Source organism: Mycolicibacterium sp. XJ1819 (assembly GCF_053483675.1).
The window spans coordinates 69,459-86,159 of record NZ_JBEFST010000010.1 but is presented as its reverse complement, the minus strand read 5'-3'; the positions used below and the strand labels follow the sequence as shown (position 1 = coordinate 86,159).

Annotated in this window: 15 protein-coding genes; 13 read left to right on the top strand and 2 right to left on the bottom strand. The window is 69.9% G+C overall.

The window, feature by feature from the left end; genetic code table 11:
- Positions 1-28 precede the first annotated feature (28 nt).
- The 6 genes from ABQE89_RS12725 (at position 29) to ABQE89_RS12700 (ending at position 7,850) form a co-directional block, all read left to right on the top strand.
- Positions 29-1,609: an MFS transporter gene (locus ABQE89_RS12725; RefSeq protein WP_448416962.1), complete on the top strand. Its 1,581-nt coding sequence runs from the start codon at positions 29-31 to the stop codon at positions 1,607-1,609.
- A 66-nt stretch (positions 1,610-1,675) separates the two neighbouring features.
- Positions 1,676-3,184: an MFS transporter gene (locus tag ABQE89_RS12720; protein ID WP_448416960.1), complete on the top strand. Its 1,509-nt coding sequence runs from the start codon at positions 1,676-1,678 to the stop codon at positions 3,182-3,184.
- 27 nt (positions 3,185-3,211) lie between these two features.
- The gene (locus tag ABQE89_RS12715; protein WP_448416958.1) at positions 3,212-4,951 is read left to right on the top strand and encodes a proline--tRNA ligase; all 1,740 of its coding nucleotides are present in this window, start codon (positions 3,212-3,214) and stop codon (positions 4,949-4,951) included.
- Between the two features lie 13 nt (positions 4,952-4,964).
- The gene (locus tag ABQE89_RS12710) at positions 4,965-5,609 is read left to right on the top strand and encodes a TetR/AcrR family transcriptional regulator (RefSeq protein WP_448416956.1); all 645 of its coding nucleotides are present in this window, start codon (positions 4,965-4,967) and stop codon (positions 5,607-5,609) included.
- 94 nt (positions 5,610-5,703) lie between these two features.
- Positions 5,704-6,705, top strand: a complete 1,002-nt coding sequence (locus tag ABQE89_RS12705; RefSeq protein ID WP_448416954.1) for a zinc-binding dehydrogenase — start codon at positions 5,704-5,706, stop codon at positions 6,703-6,705.
- Positions 6,702-7,850: a sulfotransferase family protein gene (locus ABQE89_RS12700; protein WP_448416952.1), complete on the top strand. Its 1,149-nt coding sequence runs from the start codon at positions 6,702-6,704 to the stop codon at positions 7,848-7,850. Before ABQE89_RS12705 ends, ABQE89_RS12700 begins: the two co-directional genes overlap by 4 nt.
- A 15-nt stretch (positions 7,851-7,865) precedes the next feature.
- Here ABQE89_RS12700 and ABQE89_RS12695 read toward each other — a convergent pair whose 3' ends face one another.
- Both ABQE89_RS12695 and ABQE89_RS12690 read right to left on the bottom strand, forming a co-directional pair.
- Positions 7,866-8,336, bottom strand: coding sequence for a ferritin-like domain-containing protein (locus tag ABQE89_RS12695; RefSeq protein ID WP_448416949.1), 471 nt, complete (start codon positions 8,334-8,336; stop codon positions 7,866-7,868).
- Positions 8,333-8,842 carry a hypothetical protein gene (locus tag ABQE89_RS12690; RefSeq protein WP_448417198.1) on the bottom strand — a complete coding sequence of 170 codons (510 nt, stop codon included), beginning with the start codon at positions 8,840-8,842 and terminating at the stop codon, positions 8,333-8,335. The genes ABQE89_RS12695 and ABQE89_RS12690 overlap by 4 nt, the downstream gene beginning before the upstream one ends.
- A 145-nt stretch (positions 8,843-8,987) precedes the next feature.
- On the opposite strand from ABQE89_RS12690, the gene rimP reads away from it, so the two are divergent.
- The 7 genes from rimP (at position 8,988) to ABQE89_RS12655 (ending at position 16,698) form a co-directional block, all read left to right on the top strand.
- Positions 8,988-9,527, top strand: a complete 540-nt coding sequence (gene rimP / locus ABQE89_RS12685) for a ribosome maturation factor RimP (protein ID WP_448416947.1) — start codon at positions 8,988-8,990, stop codon at positions 9,525-9,527.
- A complete protein-coding gene (gene nusA, locus ABQE89_RS12680) occupies positions 9,524-10,567 on the top strand; it encodes a transcription termination factor NusA (protein ID WP_448416945.1) in 1,044 nt (347 codons plus the stop codon). Before rimP ends, nusA begins: the two co-directional genes overlap by 4 nt.
- Before the next feature lie 67 nt (positions 10,568-10,634).
- The gene (locus ABQE89_RS12675) at positions 10,635-11,015 is read left to right on the top strand and encodes a YlxR family protein (RefSeq protein WP_448417196.1); all 381 of its coding nucleotides are present in this window, start codon (positions 10,635-10,637) and stop codon (positions 11,013-11,015) included.
- Positions 11,016-11,093: 78 nt separating this feature from the next.
- Positions 11,094-13,829 carry a translation initiation factor IF-2 gene (gene infB / locus ABQE89_RS12670; RefSeq protein ID WP_448416943.1) on the top strand — a complete coding sequence of 912 codons (2,736 nt, stop codon included), beginning with the start codon at positions 11,094-11,096 and terminating at the stop codon, positions 13,827-13,829.
- A 30-nt stretch (positions 13,830-13,859) separates the two neighbouring features.
- Positions 13,860-14,363: a 30S ribosome-binding factor RbfA gene (gene rbfA, locus ABQE89_RS12665; protein ID WP_448416941.1), complete on the top strand. Its 504-nt coding sequence runs from the start codon at positions 13,860-13,862 to the stop codon at positions 14,361-14,363.
- A complete protein-coding gene (locus ABQE89_RS12660) occupies positions 14,338-15,336 on the top strand; it encodes a DHH family phosphoesterase (protein ID WP_448416939.1) in 999 nt (332 codons plus the stop codon). Before rbfA ends, ABQE89_RS12660 begins: the two co-directional genes overlap by 26 nt.
- An 18-nt stretch (positions 15,337-15,354) precedes the next feature.
- Complete coding sequence (locus ABQE89_RS12655) at positions 15,355-16,698, top strand: MATE family efflux transporter (RefSeq protein WP_448416937.1); 1,344 nt, start codon at positions 15,355-15,357, stop codon at positions 16,696-16,698.
- Positions 16,699-16,701: the final 3 nt, after the last annotated feature.

Sequence of the window (16,701 nt, the reverse complement as noted above, 5' to 3'; positions counted from 1 at the left end):
TTCTAAGATTACTGTAAGGTAACCAATCATGACCGCTCTGAATGATGCAGGGCGCGCAGCCATCGAACGTGAAACCAAAGCCAAGGCGAATCGAGCGCTACCAGTGCATGTGGGGAAGCCTATTTCCGAGCAAACCGGCAGCTCTCCGGTCTGGACACCGTCCCGGCGGTTTTTTGCCGCGGTCATCGCGATCGGCGGTATGCAGCTGCTCGCGACCATGGACAGCACCGTCGCCATCGTCGCGCTTCCTAAGATCCAGGACGAACTGAGCCTGTCCGACGCCGGCCGCAGCTGGGTCATCACCGCCTATGTGCTGACGTTCGGCGGGCTGATGCTGCTCGGCGGCCGGCTGGGCGACACCATCGGCCGAAAGCGCACCTTCATCGTCGGCGTCACGCTGTTCACCATCGCCTCGGTGCTGTGCGGCATCGCCTGGGACGAGGCCACCCTGGTGACCGCCCGGCTGCTGCAGGGCGTCGGCGCCGCGATCGCCTCGCCGACAGGGTTGGCGCTGATCGCGACGACGTTCCCCAAGGGCCCCGCGCGCAATGCCGCGACCGCGGTGTTCGCCGCGATGACCGGCGTCGGCTCGGTGATGGGCCTGGTCGTCGGCGGCGCGCTCACCGAGGTGTCGTGGCGCTGGGCGTTTCTGGTCAACGTCCCGATCGGGCTGGTGATGATCCACCTGGCCCGCAAGACCCTGCGCGAGACGCAACGCGAGCGGCTGAAGCTGGACGCCGCCGGCGCCATCCTGGCCACGCTGGGCTGCACGGCAGCGGTGTTCGGTTTCTCGATGGGACCCGAGCAGGGCTGGTTGTCGCCGGTGACGATCGGGTCGGGCATCGCCGCGCTGACCTTCCTGGTCGCGTTCCTCTACGTGGAGCGCACCGCGGAGAACCCCGTCGTGCCCTTCGAGCTGTTCAAGGACCGCAACCGGGTCGCGACATTCGCGGCGATCTTCTTGGCCGGTGGCGTGATGTTCACGCTGACCGTGCTGATCGGCCTGTATGTGCAGGACATCATGGGCTACACCCCGCTGCGCGCGGGTATCGGCTTCATCCCGTTCGTCATCGCCCTGGGCATCGGGCTGGGCCTGTCCTCGCAGCTGGTGTCGCTGTTCCCGCCCAGGCTGCTGGTGATCTCCGGCGGCGTGCTGGTGCTCGGCGCGATGATCTACGGCTCCACCCTGGACGCCGGCATCCCGTACTTCCCGAACCTGGTCCTGCCGATCACCGTCGGCGGCATGGGCATCGGGATGATCGTCGTGCCGTTGACCGTGTCGGCCATCGCCGGCGTCGGATTCGACCAGATCGGCCCGGTGTCGGCGATCGCGCTGATGCTGCAGAACCTCGGCGGGCCGCTGGTGTTGGCGGTCATCCAGGCCGTGATCACCTCGCGCACGCTGTATCTGGGCGGCACCACCGGCCCGGTCGCCGAAATGGACAGCGTGCAGTTGCACGCCCTCGACCAGGGCTACACCTATGGGCTGCTGTGGGTGGCCGCGGTCGCGGTGATCGTCGGCTGCGTGTCGCTGTTCATCGGCTACACCGCGGCGCAGGTGGCCCACGCGCAGGAAGTCAAGGGCGCGATCGAGCACGGCGAGCTCTGATTCGGGCGCGGTTGGCCGTCACGGCCGAACGTGAGCGCGCCGGCATCGCCGGTAGGCTGACTTGCCGTGTCAGCGGAGGACGATACGTCGGGGTCACCTGACCGATCCACCTCCGCACCGCTGTCCTCCAGCGTGCTCGGTGTCGCGATCGTCGCGATCACCGGCATGCAGTTGATGTCGACGCTCGACGGCACCATCGTCATCGTCGCGCTGCCGCGGATGCAGGCCGATCTCGACCTCTCCGACGCGGCCAAGAGTTGGGTCATCACCGCCTACGTGCTGGCGTTCGGCGGGCTGTTGTTGCTCGGCGGCCGCATCGGCGACGCGATCGGGCGCAAACGCGCGTTCTTGTCCGGCGTCGGGGTGTTCACCATCGCCTCGCTGGTGTGCGGACTGGCCACCGACGGTGTGACGCTGATCGTGGCGCGGGCGGTGCAGGGCACCGGCGCCGCGGTGGCCGCCCCCACCGGGCTGGCGCTGATCGCGACGACGTACGCCGTCGGGCACGCGCGCAACCGCGCGATGGCGGTCTCGGCGGCCATGCAGGGCATCGGCTCGGTGCTGGGTTTGGTGCTCGGCGGCGCGCTGACCGTCGTCTCCTGGCGGCTGGCGTTTTTGATCAACGTGCCGATCGGCATCGTCATCGTCGCGATCGCGGTCTACCGCATCGCCGAGACGCATCACGAACGGCTCAAGCTCGACATCGCCGGGGCGCTGCTGGCGACGCTGGGGTGTACCGCGGCGGTGCTGGTGTTCACCCAGGGCCCGCCGCGCGGCTGGATCGATCCGTGGGTGTTCGGTGGCGTCGTCGCCGCGGTCGGGTTCTTCGTCGCGTTCCTGCTCGTCGAGCGCACCGCGGACAACCCGCTGGTGCCGTTCTCGGTGTTCGACGAGCGCAACCGGGTGATGACGTTCGTGGCGCTGTTCATGGCCGGTGGCGTCATGCTGACGCTCAGCGTGATGGTCGGGCTGCTGGTCCAGGACGTGCTCGGCTACTCGCCGCTGCAGGCCGGGGTCTGCTTCATCCCGTTCGCGATCGCGTTCGGGCTGGGCACCGTGGTGGCCGCGCGGCTGGCGCCGCACATCGCCCCGCGCTGGCTGATCATCGGCGGCGGCGTGTTCGTGCTCGGGGCGATGCTGTACGGGTCGACGCTGACCCGCGACGTGCCGTACTTCCCGGACCTGTTCGGCCTCGTCGTCGTCGGCGGTTTCGGCATCGGCATGATCGCGGTGATCCTGCCGCTGTGCGCGGTCGCCGAGGTGGGCCCGCAGGAGATCGGCCCGGTCTCGGCGATCACGATGATGGTGCAGAACCTGGGCGGGCCGGTGGTGCTCGTCGTCATCCAGGCCGTGCAGACCTCCCGCACGCTGTATCTGGGCGGCACCACCGGACCGGTCAAGGACATGACGCCGGCCCAGCTCGACGCGCTGGGCTTCGGCTACACCTACTCGCTGCTGTGGGTGGCGGGCATCGCGGTGATCGTCGGCGTCGCCGCGTTCTGGATCCGATTCTCCGCCCGCCAGATCGCGCGGGCACAACACACCCTCGAAGCGGTGGAGGCCGGCGAGCTGTAGATCGGGCGGTCAGTAAGGTTGTCGGCTGTGATCACCCGCATGTCCACGCTGTTCCTGCGCACGCTGCGGGACGCCCCCGCCGACGCGGAGGTGCCCAGCCACAAGCTGCTGGTCCGGGCCGGCTACGTCCGGCCCGTCGGGCCCGGCCTGTACAGCTGGCTGCCGCTGGGCCTGCGGGTGCTGCGCAGGATCGAGCAGATCGTGCGCGAGGAGATCACCGCGATCGGCGGGCAGGAGATCCTGTTCCCCGCCCTGCTGCCGCGGGCGCCGTATGAGACCACCAACCGCTGGACCGAGTACGGCGACAACCTGTTTCGGCTGCAGGACCGTCGCCGCAACGACTATCTGCTCGGACCGACGCACGAAGAGTTGTTCGCGCTGACGGTCAAGGGGGAGTACAGCAGCTACAAGGACTTCCCGCTGCTGCTGTTCCAGATCCAGACCAAGTACCGCGACGAGGCCCGGCCGCGGGCGGGGATCCTGCGCGGGCGCGAGTTCGTGATGAAGGACTCCTACTCGTTCGACGTCGACGACGCCGGACTCGCCGTGCAGTACCAGGCCCACCGCGAGGCGTACCAACGGATCTTCGACCGGCTCGGTGTGCGCTACGTGATCGTCTCGGCGGTCTCCGGGGCGATGGGCGGCAGCGCGTCGGAGGAATTCCTCGCCGAGAGCGAGGTGGGCGAGGACACCTTCGTGCGCTGCGTGGAGTCCGGTTACGCGGCCAACGTCGAGGCGGTGACGACCACCGCGCCCGATCCGCTGCCGATCGACGGTCAGCCCGAGGCCAAGGTCTACGACACCGGCGACACCCCGACCATCGCGACACTGGTCGAGTGGGCCGACGGCGCCCTGGAGCGGCCGGTCACCGCCGCCGACACGCTGAAGAACGTGCTCGTCAAGACCCGACAACCCGGCGGAGAGTGGGAGCTGCTGGCCATCGGCGTGCCCGGCGACCGCGAGGTCGACGACAAACGGCTCGGCGCCGCACTGGAACCGGCCGAGTACGCGATGCTCGACGACGCCGACTTCGCCAAGTACCCGTTTTTGGTCCGGGGTTACATCGGTCCGAAAGCGTTGCTGGCCAACGGTGTCCGCTATCTCGTCGACCCCCGGGTGGTGGACGGCACGTCGTGGATCACCGGGGCCGACGCACCCGGTAAGCACGTGGTGGGCCTGGTGGCCGGCCGGGACTTCGTGCCCGACGGCACCATCGAGGCCGCCGAGGTGCGCGACGGCGACCCGTCGCCCGACGGTGCGGGTCCGCTGGTGTCGGCGCGCGGCATCGAGATCGGCCACATCTTCCAGCTCGGCCGCAAGTACACCGAGGCGTTCGAGGTCGACGTGCTCGGCGAGGACGGCAAGCCGGTGCGGTTGACGATGGGCTCCTACGGTATTGGGGTGTCGCGGCTGGTCGCGGTGATCGCCGAACAGCACCACGACGAGCTCGGGCTGCGCTGGCCGGCGTCGGTGTCGCCGTTCGACGTCCACCTGGTGATCGCCAACAAGGATGACGCCGCCCGCGACGGCGCCGAGCAGCTGGCCGCCGAACTCGACCGCGGCGGCATCGAGGTGCTGCTCGACGACCGAAAGTCCTCCCCGGGGGTGAAGTTCAAGGACGCCGAACTGCTCGGTGTGCCGTGGCTCGTGGTGGTCGGGCGCGGCTGGGCCGACGGCGTGGTCGAGCTGCGCAACCGGTTCACCGGCGAGACCCGCCAGGTCCCCGCCACCGGCGCGGCGGCCGACATCGCCGCGGCCATCGGGTAGGCACGGTCGCACGGTGCCGTCGGACGCGTCGAAGACCAGGGAGAAGCTGCTCGACTGCGCAGCGCGGGCCTTCGCGAGGGACGGGGTGTTCAACGCGTCGCTGATCGACATCACCCGGCAGGCCGGACAACGTAACCGGGCGGCGCTGCGCTACCACTTCGGCTCGCGCGACGGGATCCTGTGCGCGGTCATCGACCGCCACGCGGACTTCCTGGCGCGCCGCGAGCGCGATCTGCTCGACGTGGCGTTGCGCACCCCCGACGACGAACTCGCGCCCGTGCTCGAGGCTTTCGTGCGGCCGGCGGCGGAGTTGGCGGACAGCGGGTGGCGGGGCCGGTGCTGCCTGCTGATCATCGCCGAGCTGACCGGCGAGGACCGCGAATCCTACAGCGACCAACTGCGGGCGGTGCTGGACCGGACGGGTGGCAACGACGTCTACGAATTGCTCACGGTCCGAACGCCGTTCCTCACCGACGCGTTGCGCATCGAGCGCTTCGCCCTGGTGGTGATGTTCATCCTGCGCGCCATCGCCGACCGGGCCCGGCTGCTGGAACGGCGCGGGCGCCGCGGCAGGCCGCAGTTGGGGTACGAGCCGTTCGTGCAGAACCTCGTAGCCATGACTACGGCCGCGATGGCCGCACCGGCCCCGTTGACATAAGCACCCCTACTTACTACCGTGAGCCCGGTCCGGTGCGATCGGGAGGTCTGCGGTGAAGGCGGTTCAAGTCGTCCGTCACGGTGAACCCACGGAAGTGCTTGCCGTACAGGATGTTCCAGATCCTGATGTGGGGCCCGGCGAGGTGCGCGTGGCGGTCTCGGCCGCGTCGCTGAACTTCGGCGACATCGCCCGGTGTCGCGGCACCGTCGCCAGCGTCACCGGGGACCCGCCGTTCACCATCGGTATGGACGTGTGCGGTGTGGTGGACCGCGCCGGGGACGGCGCCACTGACTGGCTGGGCTGCAGGGTGGTCGCGATGACCAGTCAGTCGCTGGGTGGCATCGCCGAATTCGCGATCGCCCCGGTGGCGTCGGTGTTCGACGCGCCGCCGGAATTCGACGACGCCGAGGCCGCCGCGTTCACCTTGCCGTTCCACGTGAGCTATCTCGGGTTGTACCGGCGCGCACGACTGTCGGCGGGGGAGCGGTTGCTCGTGGTCGGCGGGGCCAGTGCGGTGGGCACCGCCGCGATCCAACTCGGTGTCGCGGCGGGCGCCGACGTACTCGCGGTCGCCGGCGGACCGGACAAGGTGCGGTTGTGTGCGGATCTGGGCGCGACGGGCATCGACCACACCGCCGCCGACCTCTTCGACGCGGTGATCGCCCACACCGACGGCCACGGCGCCGATGTTGCGTTCGACGTGGTGGGCGGCGAGCGCACCGAGGTCATCTGGACGTGTATGGCCCGGGAGGGCCGCTATCTGCCGATCGGCTTCAACGACGACCCGCAGTCGGGCATGACCGGGCGGCCGCTGCGCAGGGCGGCGATGGGCAACATCTCGGTGCTGGGAGTGATCCTGGCCTACGGCGAGATGCCTGTGGACTTCCGAAGATTCGGGCTCAACTTCTTCCCCGCCGAGGTCGGCCGAAAGGTGCACCGGGCGCTGCTCGACCTGGTGGCCAGCGGTGCGATCCGCCCGGTGATCGGGCGTCGCGTGACGTTGCCCGAGGTGGCCGACGCCCTGCGGGATCACGAACAGCGCGCCACCACCGGGCGCACCGTCGTCACAATCGAGCGCCGACAGGCCCGGCCGTGACGATCTTCGACGTCGACGACATCATCACCAGCGCAGTCGAACTCGCGGGATCCGACGATTTCGGGCCCGCCGGGTTCCGCGAGGGCTTGAGCGTGCTGTGCGCCTCGGCCGACGCCGAAGCCCGCCTCAACGACCTCGGCGCGATGGCGTTGCGGCAGAACATGATCGGCGGTCTGGTCAACCGCCTGAAGGTAATCGACTGGGTCCGTCGACACCCGGAGGTCGCGACCGAGAAGATCGAGGCGCCGCTGGTGGTCGTCGGGCTGTTCCGGGCCGGCACCACGTTCGTCAGCGAACTGCTCGACCAGGACCGCGCCAACCGGTCGCTGCTGCGCTGGGAGGCCGCCGACAGTGTCCCGCCGCCCTCGCGCGAGACGCTGCGATCCGGTCCGCGGGTCGCCGAGGCCGCGGCGGCCGTCGACATGCTCGAATCGCTCAACCCCAAGATCAAGGTGGTCCACCACGAGGACGCGGCCGGGCCGACGGAGTGCCTGACTCTGCTCAGCCAGGACTTCAAGAGCCTGACGTGGGAGGCGATCGCCAACGTGCCCGGATACAGCCACTGGCTGTTGGGCGCCGACCATCGCTCCGCCTACGAGTACCACCGCATGGTGCTGCAGGTGCTGCAGAGCAACGGCGCCCGCGGGCGCTGGACGCTCAAGAGCCCCCACCACGCGATCGCGCTGGAGGCGCTGACCACCGTCTACCCCGACGTCAATGTGGTGGTGCTGCACCGCGATCCGGCGGTGCTGTGCGCCTCGGCGTGCAGCCTGATCTCGACGCTGACCGGCACGTTCAGCGATGCCGACCACACCGCCTACATCGCCGAGCACTGGACCTCGATGTTGGAGGTGTCCATCGACCGGATCGAGGCGTTCCGTCGGGCCAACCCCGACCGCGCGGTCATCGACGTGCAATATGCCGACCTGACCGCCGATCCGGTGGACACCGTCGCGCGCATCTATGCGTCGTGCGGGCGGTCGCTCACCGCCTCCGCGCGCGCCGCGCTGCGCGGCTACGTCGACGCGAACCCCCGCGGCCGGTTCGGCGCGCACGGCTACCGACTCGAGGACTACGGGCTGTCCGCGGGTGATATCCGTGAGCGCTTCGGCGCCTACATCGACCGTTACGGCGTCCCGGTCTGAGCGCGAACCCCGGAATCACTCAGTGCCGCCGGGAAAGGCGACCGTCACCGGCGAGACACCCAGTACCCGCCTCCAGCGGGCCGCCCGGACCGCGCACTCGGTCAGCGCCGTCACCGCGAACGCGCGGTCCTGCGCGTTGTCGGTCTGCTCGATGACGGCGCGCCAGGCCACCGCGGCGTCCTCCTCCATCCGCAGCGCCAGCTTGTCCGCGTCGGTCGGGGTGTCGACGGTCATCGGCAACCGGTAGCCCGCGGCGGGCAGCGGCGCATCGACCGACCGGGACTCCAGGATCGCCAGCGCCGCCTCACGCCGCTTGCGATGCTCGGTCATCGACGACGCCACCAGCGGGTTGCGCTCGGGCGTGGAATGCGCCGACACGATGCCGTAGCCGTAGATGGTGGCGTGTTCGGTCGCCAGCGCGTCATACCACGCGGCGTCGCCCGCGGCGGCGGGCCGCGACGGGGTGGTGGGTTCGGCAGAGGTCATCGCGGCCTCTTCGGCAGGACCAATGCGACGGTGTGCGCCGCGGTGCAGGCCGCCGCGATCGACCCCAGCAGCCCGGCCCGGTAGCCCGACTGCGTGGCCGCCAGCTCGGCCGCGCTCTCCGCCGAGCGGCGCAGCGCCCCGATCACGTCCTCGACGGTCGGCGGTCCGGCGGCTTCGGCGGCGGTGGTGGACGTCGCCGAGGCAGTCGGTGCGTCGTCACCGCGCATGCGGACCAGTTCGTCCGACAGCGCCTGGGCGTGCGCGGACCGCTCCGACGCCACCGCGGTGAGCGCCGCGGCCATCGGCCCGCGGGCCCCCGCAGCGGCGTCGGTGGCCAGTTGGCTGTCGGCGCGGGCGCGCTGCAGCTGGGCGTGAAGTTCGTCGACCTCCGGTGACGGCGGTGACGAGCAGGCGGGTGCGGCCGCGCCGAGCAGCGCCAGCGTCGCCGCTCCGACCAGCACCTGCCGCCTGCTGACGGTCAGTGAGGGGCTCGGCACGTGCAACATCTTGCCATCGTCGCGGGCGGGTGCCCGCACCATGCGTTTACCGCTCACCACTGGCGCGCTGGCGTATCGTGGGTACTCGGTTCCAGTGCTTGTCGAGCGGTACGCCGAACCGGTGTCGGAGACAACTCAAGACGAGGAGCTCGTGGTGACGGAGCGGTCTGCGGGATTACCGTCGCAGAAGCAGGTGATCGAGCTGCTCGAGGGCGAGTTCGGCCGCGCCGGCTACGAAATCGAGGAAGTCGTCGTGAACGCGGGGGCGCGTCCCCCCAGGATCGCGGTGGTGGTCGACGCCGACGAGGGCCTCGATTTGGACTCATTGGCCGCGCTGTCGCGCACGGCCGCCGAACTGCTCGACCGTGTCGACGACAAGGCGGCGCCGTACGTGCTCGAGGTCACCTCGCGCGGAGTGGATCGACCGCTGACCGCGGTGAAGCACTACCGCCGAGCGCGCGGGCGCAAGGTCGAGGTCACGCTCGCCGACGGCACACTGCTCACCGGCCGACTGGGCGAAAGCGACGAACGCGTCGTGCGCCTGGTGGTGCGCGAGGGCCGCCAGGCCAAGTTCTCCGTGCGCGAACTGCCGATGGAAAGTATTACTAAAGCCGTTGTCCAGGTAGAGTTTTCACCTCCAAATGAGCGTGAGTTGGAGCTGGCCGGCCAGCCTGGGAAGGAGGCTCCGCGGTGAACATTGACATGGCGGCGTTACACGCCATCGAGGCCGACAAGGGCATCTCGGTCGATGTCGTCGTCGAGACCATCAAATCCGCGCTTCTCACCGCCTACCGCCACACCGAGGGCCACGAGGCCGACGCGCGCATCGAGATCGACCGCAAGACCGGTGCGGTGCAGGTGCTCGCCCGCGAGACCGACGAAGACGGCAACGTCATCTCCGAATGGGACGACACCCCAGAGGGTTTCGGCCGGATCGCGGCGACCACCGCACGTCAGGTGATCCTGCAGCGGCTGCGCGACGCGGAGAACGAGAAGAACTACGGCGAGTTCTCCGCGCGTGAGGGCGACATCGTGGCAGGCGTCATCCAGCGTGACGCGCGCGCCAACGCACGCGGGCTCGTCGTGGTGCGGGTGGGCAGCGAGACCAAGGGGTCCGAGGGCGTCATCCCTGCCGCCGAGCAGGTGCCCGGCGAGCGCTATGAGCACGGTGATCGGGTGCGCTGCTACGTCGTCGGAGTCACCCGCGGTGCGCGCGAACCGATGATCACGCTGTCGCGCACCCACCCCAACCTGGTGCGCAAGCTGTTCTCGTTGGAGGTTCCCGAGATCGCCGACGGGTCCGTGGAGATCGTCGCGGTCGCGCGCGAGGCCGGACACCGCTCGAAGATCGCGGTGGCCTCGCGGGTGCCTGGGCTCAACGCCAAGGGCGCGTGCATCGGGCCGATGGGGCAGCGGGTCCGCAATGTGATGAGTGAGTTGTCCGGCGAGAAGATCGACATCATCGACTACGACCCGGACCCGGCGAAATTCGTGGCCAACGCGTTGTCACCGGCCAAGGTGGTGTCGGTGAGCGTGATCGACGAGGCCGCCCGGGCCGCGCGGGTCGTCGTGCCGGACTTCCAGCTGTCACTGGCCATCGGCAAGGAGGGCCAGAACGCCCGGCTGGCCGCCCGGCTCACCGGTTGGCGAATCGACATCCGCAGCGACGCCGCGCCGGCGACCGGGCCCGAGTCCGATCCCGACGCCGCCCAGGGGGCGGTGCCCGACCACTGACCGGGTGAGCGCGGAGCCGCAGGCAGAGCCGGTTCTTTCCGGGGTGACGGGGGCGGTAGACTCAGCTGTGTTCCAGCGCGAGAATTCGGTTGCCGTGCCCCGACCCGCCACCGACCCCCAGGTCGGACCGGTTCGGACATGCATCGGCTGCCGAAAACGAGGGCTGGCCGTCGAACTGCTTCGAGTGGTCGCTGTCGACAACGGTGATGGGCCTGGGAACGGCGAAAGGGCCGTGACCGTTGACACAGCGAGAAGGCTGCCGGGGAGGGGTGCGTGGCTGCATCCCGATCGGCAGTGTCTGGAGGCAGCCATCCGGCGGCGGGCGTTCGCACGAGCGTTGCGAATCACCGGTTCACCGGACACCACCGTGGTGGTCGAGTACATATGTTCGGTAGCGTTCGACCACCCGGCAACAGAACAGGCAGCGAAGAACATGAGCACACCGTGAAGTCCCGATGACCATGCGTCATAGCTAACCCGAGGCGCAGCGCCTACCACCGCTGACGCCTCTAGAGATGGAGAAGTAGTGGCAGGTAAGGCTCGCGTACACGAGTTGGCGAAGGAACTCGGTGTTACCAGCAAGGAAGTTCTCGCCCGGCTGAGCGAACAGGGCGAATTCGTCAAGTCCGCGTCATCGACGGTGGAGCCACCCGTCGCACGTCGGCTGCGTGAATCCTTCGGCGGCGGGAAGGCCGCCAAGGAGAAGGCCGCGCAGGAGAAGGCGGCCAAGGAAAAGGCAGCTCAGGAGAAGGCCGCCAAGGAGAAGGCGGCCCAGGACAAGGCGGCCCAGGAGACGGCAAAGGTCGAGGCCAACGGGGCGGTCGACGCACCCGCCAAGCCCGGCCCGGCCGCCCCACAGTCGCCCGCGGAGGCGCCCAAGCCGGCCGCCCCGGCCGCGCCGCCGGCCGCTGCGGCTCCTCCGGCGTCCGCGCCCCCGGCCCGTCCGGGACCCACCCCGGGTCCGCGACCGGGCCCGACGCCGGGCGCACCGCGGCCCGCTGCGCGCACCCCGCGCGTGGGCAACAACCCGTTCTCCACGCAGCAGCCGGTTGACCGGCCCATTCCGCGTCCGCAGGCGCCCCGCCCGGGGATGCCTCGGCCCGGTACGCCGCGCCCCGGCATGTCGCCGAACAACATGCCGCCCCGGCCCGCCGGACCCCGTCCGGGCCCCGGTGGCCGTACCGGTGGGCCCCGGCCCGGCCCCGGCGGTCGTCCCGGCCCCGGTGGCGGTGGCCGTCCCGGTGCCGGTGGTGGCGGTGGCGGCTATCGCGGCGGTGGCGCCCCGGCGGGCGGCGGCTATCGCGGCCGTCCCGGCGGCGGTGGCCGTCCCGGCCAGCGCGGTGGCGCGGCAGGCGCGTTCGGCCGTCCCGGTGGCGCACCGAAGCGAGGTCGCAAGTCGAAGCGGCAGAAGCGCCAGGAATACGACTCGATGCAGGCGCCGGTCGTCGGCGGTGTGCGGCTACCGCACGGCAACGGCGAAACCATTCGGCTGGCCCGCGGCGCGTCGCTGAGCGACTTCGCCGAGAAGATCGACGCCAACCCGGCCGCGCTGGTGCAGGCGCTGTTCAACCTCGGTGAGATGGTGACCGCCACCCAGTCCGTCGGTGACGACACCCTCGAACTGCTGGGCAGCGAGATGAACTACAAGGTTCAGGTCGTCTCCCCCGAGGACGAGGACCGCGAACTGCTCGAATCGTTCGACCTGACCTACGGCGAGGACGAGGGCGGCGAAGAGGACCTGCAGGTGCGCCCGCCGGTCGTCACCGTCATGGGCCACGTCGACCACGGCAAGACGCGACTGCTCGACAGCATCCGCAAGGCCAACGTCGGCGAGGGCGAGGCCGGCGGCATCACCCAGCACATCGGCGCCTACCAGGTAGAGGTCGAACTCGACGGCGAGAAGCGCCCGATCACCTTCATCGACACCCCAGGTCACGAGGCGTTCACCGCCATGCGTGCCCGCGGCGCGAAGGCCACCGACATCGCGATCCTGGTGGTGGCCGCCGACGACGGTGTGATGCCGCAGACGGTCGAGGCGATCAACCACGCGCAGGCCGCCGACGTGCCGATCGTCGTCGCGGTCAACAAGATCGACAAGGAGGGTGCCGATCCCGCCAAGATCCGCGGCCAGTTGACCGAATACGGTTTGGTGCCAGAGGAATTCGGCGGCGACTCGATGTTCGTCGACATCTCCGCCAAGCAGGGCACCAACATCGACGCGTTGTTGGAGGCCGTCGTGCTGACCGCCGACGCCGCGCTGGACCTGCGGGCCAACCCCGACATGGAGGCCCAGGGTGTGGCGATCGAGGCACACCTGGACCGCGGGCGCGGCCCGGTGGCCACCGTGCTGGTGCAGCGCGGGACGCTGCGCGTCGGCGACTCGATCGTCGCGGGCGACGCCTACGGCCGGGTTCGGCGCATGGTCGACGAGCACGGCGAGGACGTCGAAGAGGCGCTGCCGTCGCGTCCGGTGCAGGTGCTGGGCTTCACGTCGGTTCCGGGTGCCGGTGACAACCTGCTGGTCGTCGACGAGGACCGCATCGCCCGGCAGATCGCCGACCGGCGCAATGCGCGCAAGCGCAACGCGCTGGCCGCCCGCAGCCGCAAGCGCATCAGCCTGGAAGACCTGGATTCGGCGCTGAAGGAAACCAGCCAGCTGAACCTGATCCTCAAGGGCGACAACGCGGGCACCGTCGAGGCGCTGGAGGAGGCCCTGCTGGGCATCCAGGTCGACGACGAGGTCGAACTGCGCGTCATCGACCGCGGCGTCGGCGGTGTCACCGAGACGAACGTCAACCTGGCCTCGGCGTCGGACGCGATCATCATCGGGTTCAACGTCCGCGCCGAGGGCAAGGCGACCGAGTTGGCCAACCGCGAAGGTGTGGAGATCCGTTACTACACGGTGATCTACCAGGCCATCGACGAGATCGAGAGCGCGCTCAAGGGCATGCTCAAGCCGATCTACGAGGAGAAGGACCTCGGCCGCGCCGAGATCCGCGCCATCTTCCGGTCGTCGAAGGTCGGCAACATCGCGGGCTGCATGGTCACCTCCGGAGTCGTGCGGCGCAACGCCAAGGCGAGGCTGCTGCGCGACAACGTCGTCGTGGCCGACAACCTCACCGTGTCCTCGCTGCGCCGGGAGAAGGACGACGTCACCGAGGTCCGTGAGGGCTTCGAATGCGGTCTGACGCTGACGTACTCCGACATCAAAGAGGGCGACATCATCGACACGTACGAGTTGGTCGAGAAAGAGCGCACCTGATGGCCGGCCAGTGCTCGGGTGAGGAGTGTCGTGGCTGATCCGGCACGGGCACGCCGGCTGGCCAAGCGCATCTCGACCCTCGTCGCGTCGGCGATCGAGTACGAGATCAAGGATCCGCGGCTGGCCGGTGTGACCATCACCGACGCGAAGGTGACCGCCGACCTGCACGACGCGACGCTGTTCTACACGGTGATGGGCCCGACGCTCGACGACGAGCCCGACTACGCGGGCGCGGCGGCCGCGCTGGAGAAGGCCAAGGGGGTGCTGCGCTCCAAGGTAGGCGCCAGCCTCGGCGTTCGCTTCACTCCGACCCTGGCGTTCGAGCGCGACACCGTGCCCGACGCCGCGGTCCGGATGGAGGAGCTGCTCGCCCGCGCCCGTGCCGCGGATGAGGATTTGGCCAGAGTTCGCCAGGGCGCCAAACACGCCGGCGACGAAGACCCGTACCGTGTATCCGGGGTGGAGGACGACGCATTTTCCGGGGGGCCGGACGACTCCGAGGACAGCGGTGACGGCGATCGACAGCGCGGCTGACACTCCCGAGGTAGGGGAGCTGATCGACGCGCGTCGGGCCGCGGAGCTGCTGTCCGCGGCGGCCACCGTCGACGTGGTCTGCCACGTCTATCCCGACGCCGACACGATCGGCGCCGGCCTGGCGTTGGCGCTGGTGCTCGACCGGGTGGGCAAGAGCGTGCAGGTCGGGTTCGCCACGCCCGCCGAACTTCCCGAGTCGCTGCAGTCGCTGCCCGGCGGGCATCTGCTCGTCGACCCCGCCGCGATGCGCCGCGGGGCCGACCTGGTGGTCACCGTCGACATCCCCAGCGTCAACCGGCTCGGGGCGTTGAGCGAGCTGGCCGAGACCGGGCGTGAGGTGTTGGTGATCGACCACCACGCGTCCAACCAGCTGTTCGGCACCGCCAACTACGTCGACGCCTCGGCGGACTCCACCACCATGCTGGTCGCCGAGCTTCTCGACGCGTGGGATCAGCCCATCGACACCGACGTCGCGCACTGCCTGTATGCCGGGTTGACCACCGACACCGGCTCGTTCCGCTGGGCCACCCCCAGGGCGCATCGGCTGGCCGCCCGGCTGGTCGATCTCGGCGTCGACAACGCGGCGGTCAGCCGCACGCTGCTCGACACCCACCCGTTCGCATGGCTGCCGATGCTCTCGCGGGTGCTGGCCTCGGCCCAGCTGTCCCCGGACGCCGCCGGCGGCCGCGGCCTGGTGTATGCCGTGGTGGGACACCAGGAATGGGCCAAGGCGCGCCCGGAGGAAGTCGAGAGCATCGTCGACATCGTGCGCACCACCCAGCAGGCCGAGGTGGCCGCGGTGTTCAAGGAGATCGAGCCGATGCACTGGTCGGTGTCGATGCGCGCCAAGTCCTACAACCTCACCCCGGTCGCCAGCGCGTTCGGCGGCGGTGGGCACCCCCATGCCGCCGGTTACTCGGCGACCGGGCAGATCGACGACGTGATCCGGGCTCTGCACGGTGCCCTGGGCTGACGAGCACCACCACGAACCTTGGCCGAATCCGACGCCAACCCCGCGCTGACACCTGCGACCGGCAGGCGCATCGCCGCGCTGGCGGTGCCCGCGCTGGGGGTGCTGGCGGCCGAACCGCTCTATCTGCTCTACGACATCGCCGTGGTCGGCAGGCTGGGCGCGTTGGCGCTGGCGGGTCTGGCGATCGGCGGGTTGGTGCTGGTCACGCTCAGTTCCCAGATGACGTTTTTGTCCTACGGGACGACCGCGCGCTCGGCGCGCTTCTACGGAGTCGGCGACCGACCGGCCGCGGTGCAGGAAGGGGTGCAGGCCACCTGGCTGGCGTTGGGGCTCGGCGCGCTGATTGTGGCGGCGGTGCAGGTCGCCGCGGTGCCGCTGGTCTCGGTGCTGGCCGGCGACTCCGAGGGCGGGGCGATCGCCGACGAGGCGCTGCCGTGGGTGCGCGTCGCGATCTGCGGGGTGCCCGCGATCCTGGTGTCCGCGGCCGGCAACGGATGGATGCGTGGTGTGCAGGACACCATGCGTCCACTGCGCTATGTCGTCACGGGCTTCGCGGTGTCGGCGGTGTTGTGCCCGCTGCTGGTGTACGGCTGGCTCGGCATGCCCCGGCTCGAACTGGCCGGGTCGGCGGTGGCGAACCTGGTGGGGCAGTGGATCGCCGGGCTGTTGTTCCTGCGCGCGCTGGTCGTCGAGCGGGTGCCGGTGGGTGTGCAGCCCGCGGTGTTGCGTGCGCAGGTGGTGATGGGTCGCGATCTGGTGCTGCGCACGATGGCGTTCCAGGCGTGCTTCGTGTCCGCCGGTGCGGTGGCGGCCCGGTTCGGCGCGGCGTCGGTGGCCGCCCATCAGGTGGTGCTGCAGCTGTGGAATTTCCTTGCGCTGGTGCTGGATTCGCTGGCGATCGCCGCGCAGTCACTGGTGGGCGCGGCGCTGGGGGCCGGTCAGCTCTCGCACGCCAAGTCGGTGGCGTGGCGGGTGACCATCTTCTCGACGGTGGCGGCGTCGGTGCTGGCCGCGACGCTGGCTGTCGGTTCCTCGGTGGTGCCCAACGCGTTCACCGACGACCGCTCGGTGCTCGACGCGATCGGGGTGCCCTGGTGGTTCATGGTGGCCCAATTACCGGTCGCGGGCGTGGTTTTCGCGCTCGACGGGGTGCTGCTGGGTGCCGGCGACGCGAAGTTCATGCGCAACGCGACATTGATCAGCGCCATGACCGGGTTCCTGCCGCTGATCTGGATGTCGTTGGCATTCGGCTGGGGTCTGTTGGGCATCTGGTCGGGGCTCTCCACGTTCATGGTGTTGCGGCTGGCCTTCGTCGGCTGGCGCGCGTTCTCCGGACGCTGGCTGGTGCCCGGTACGGGCTAGTGG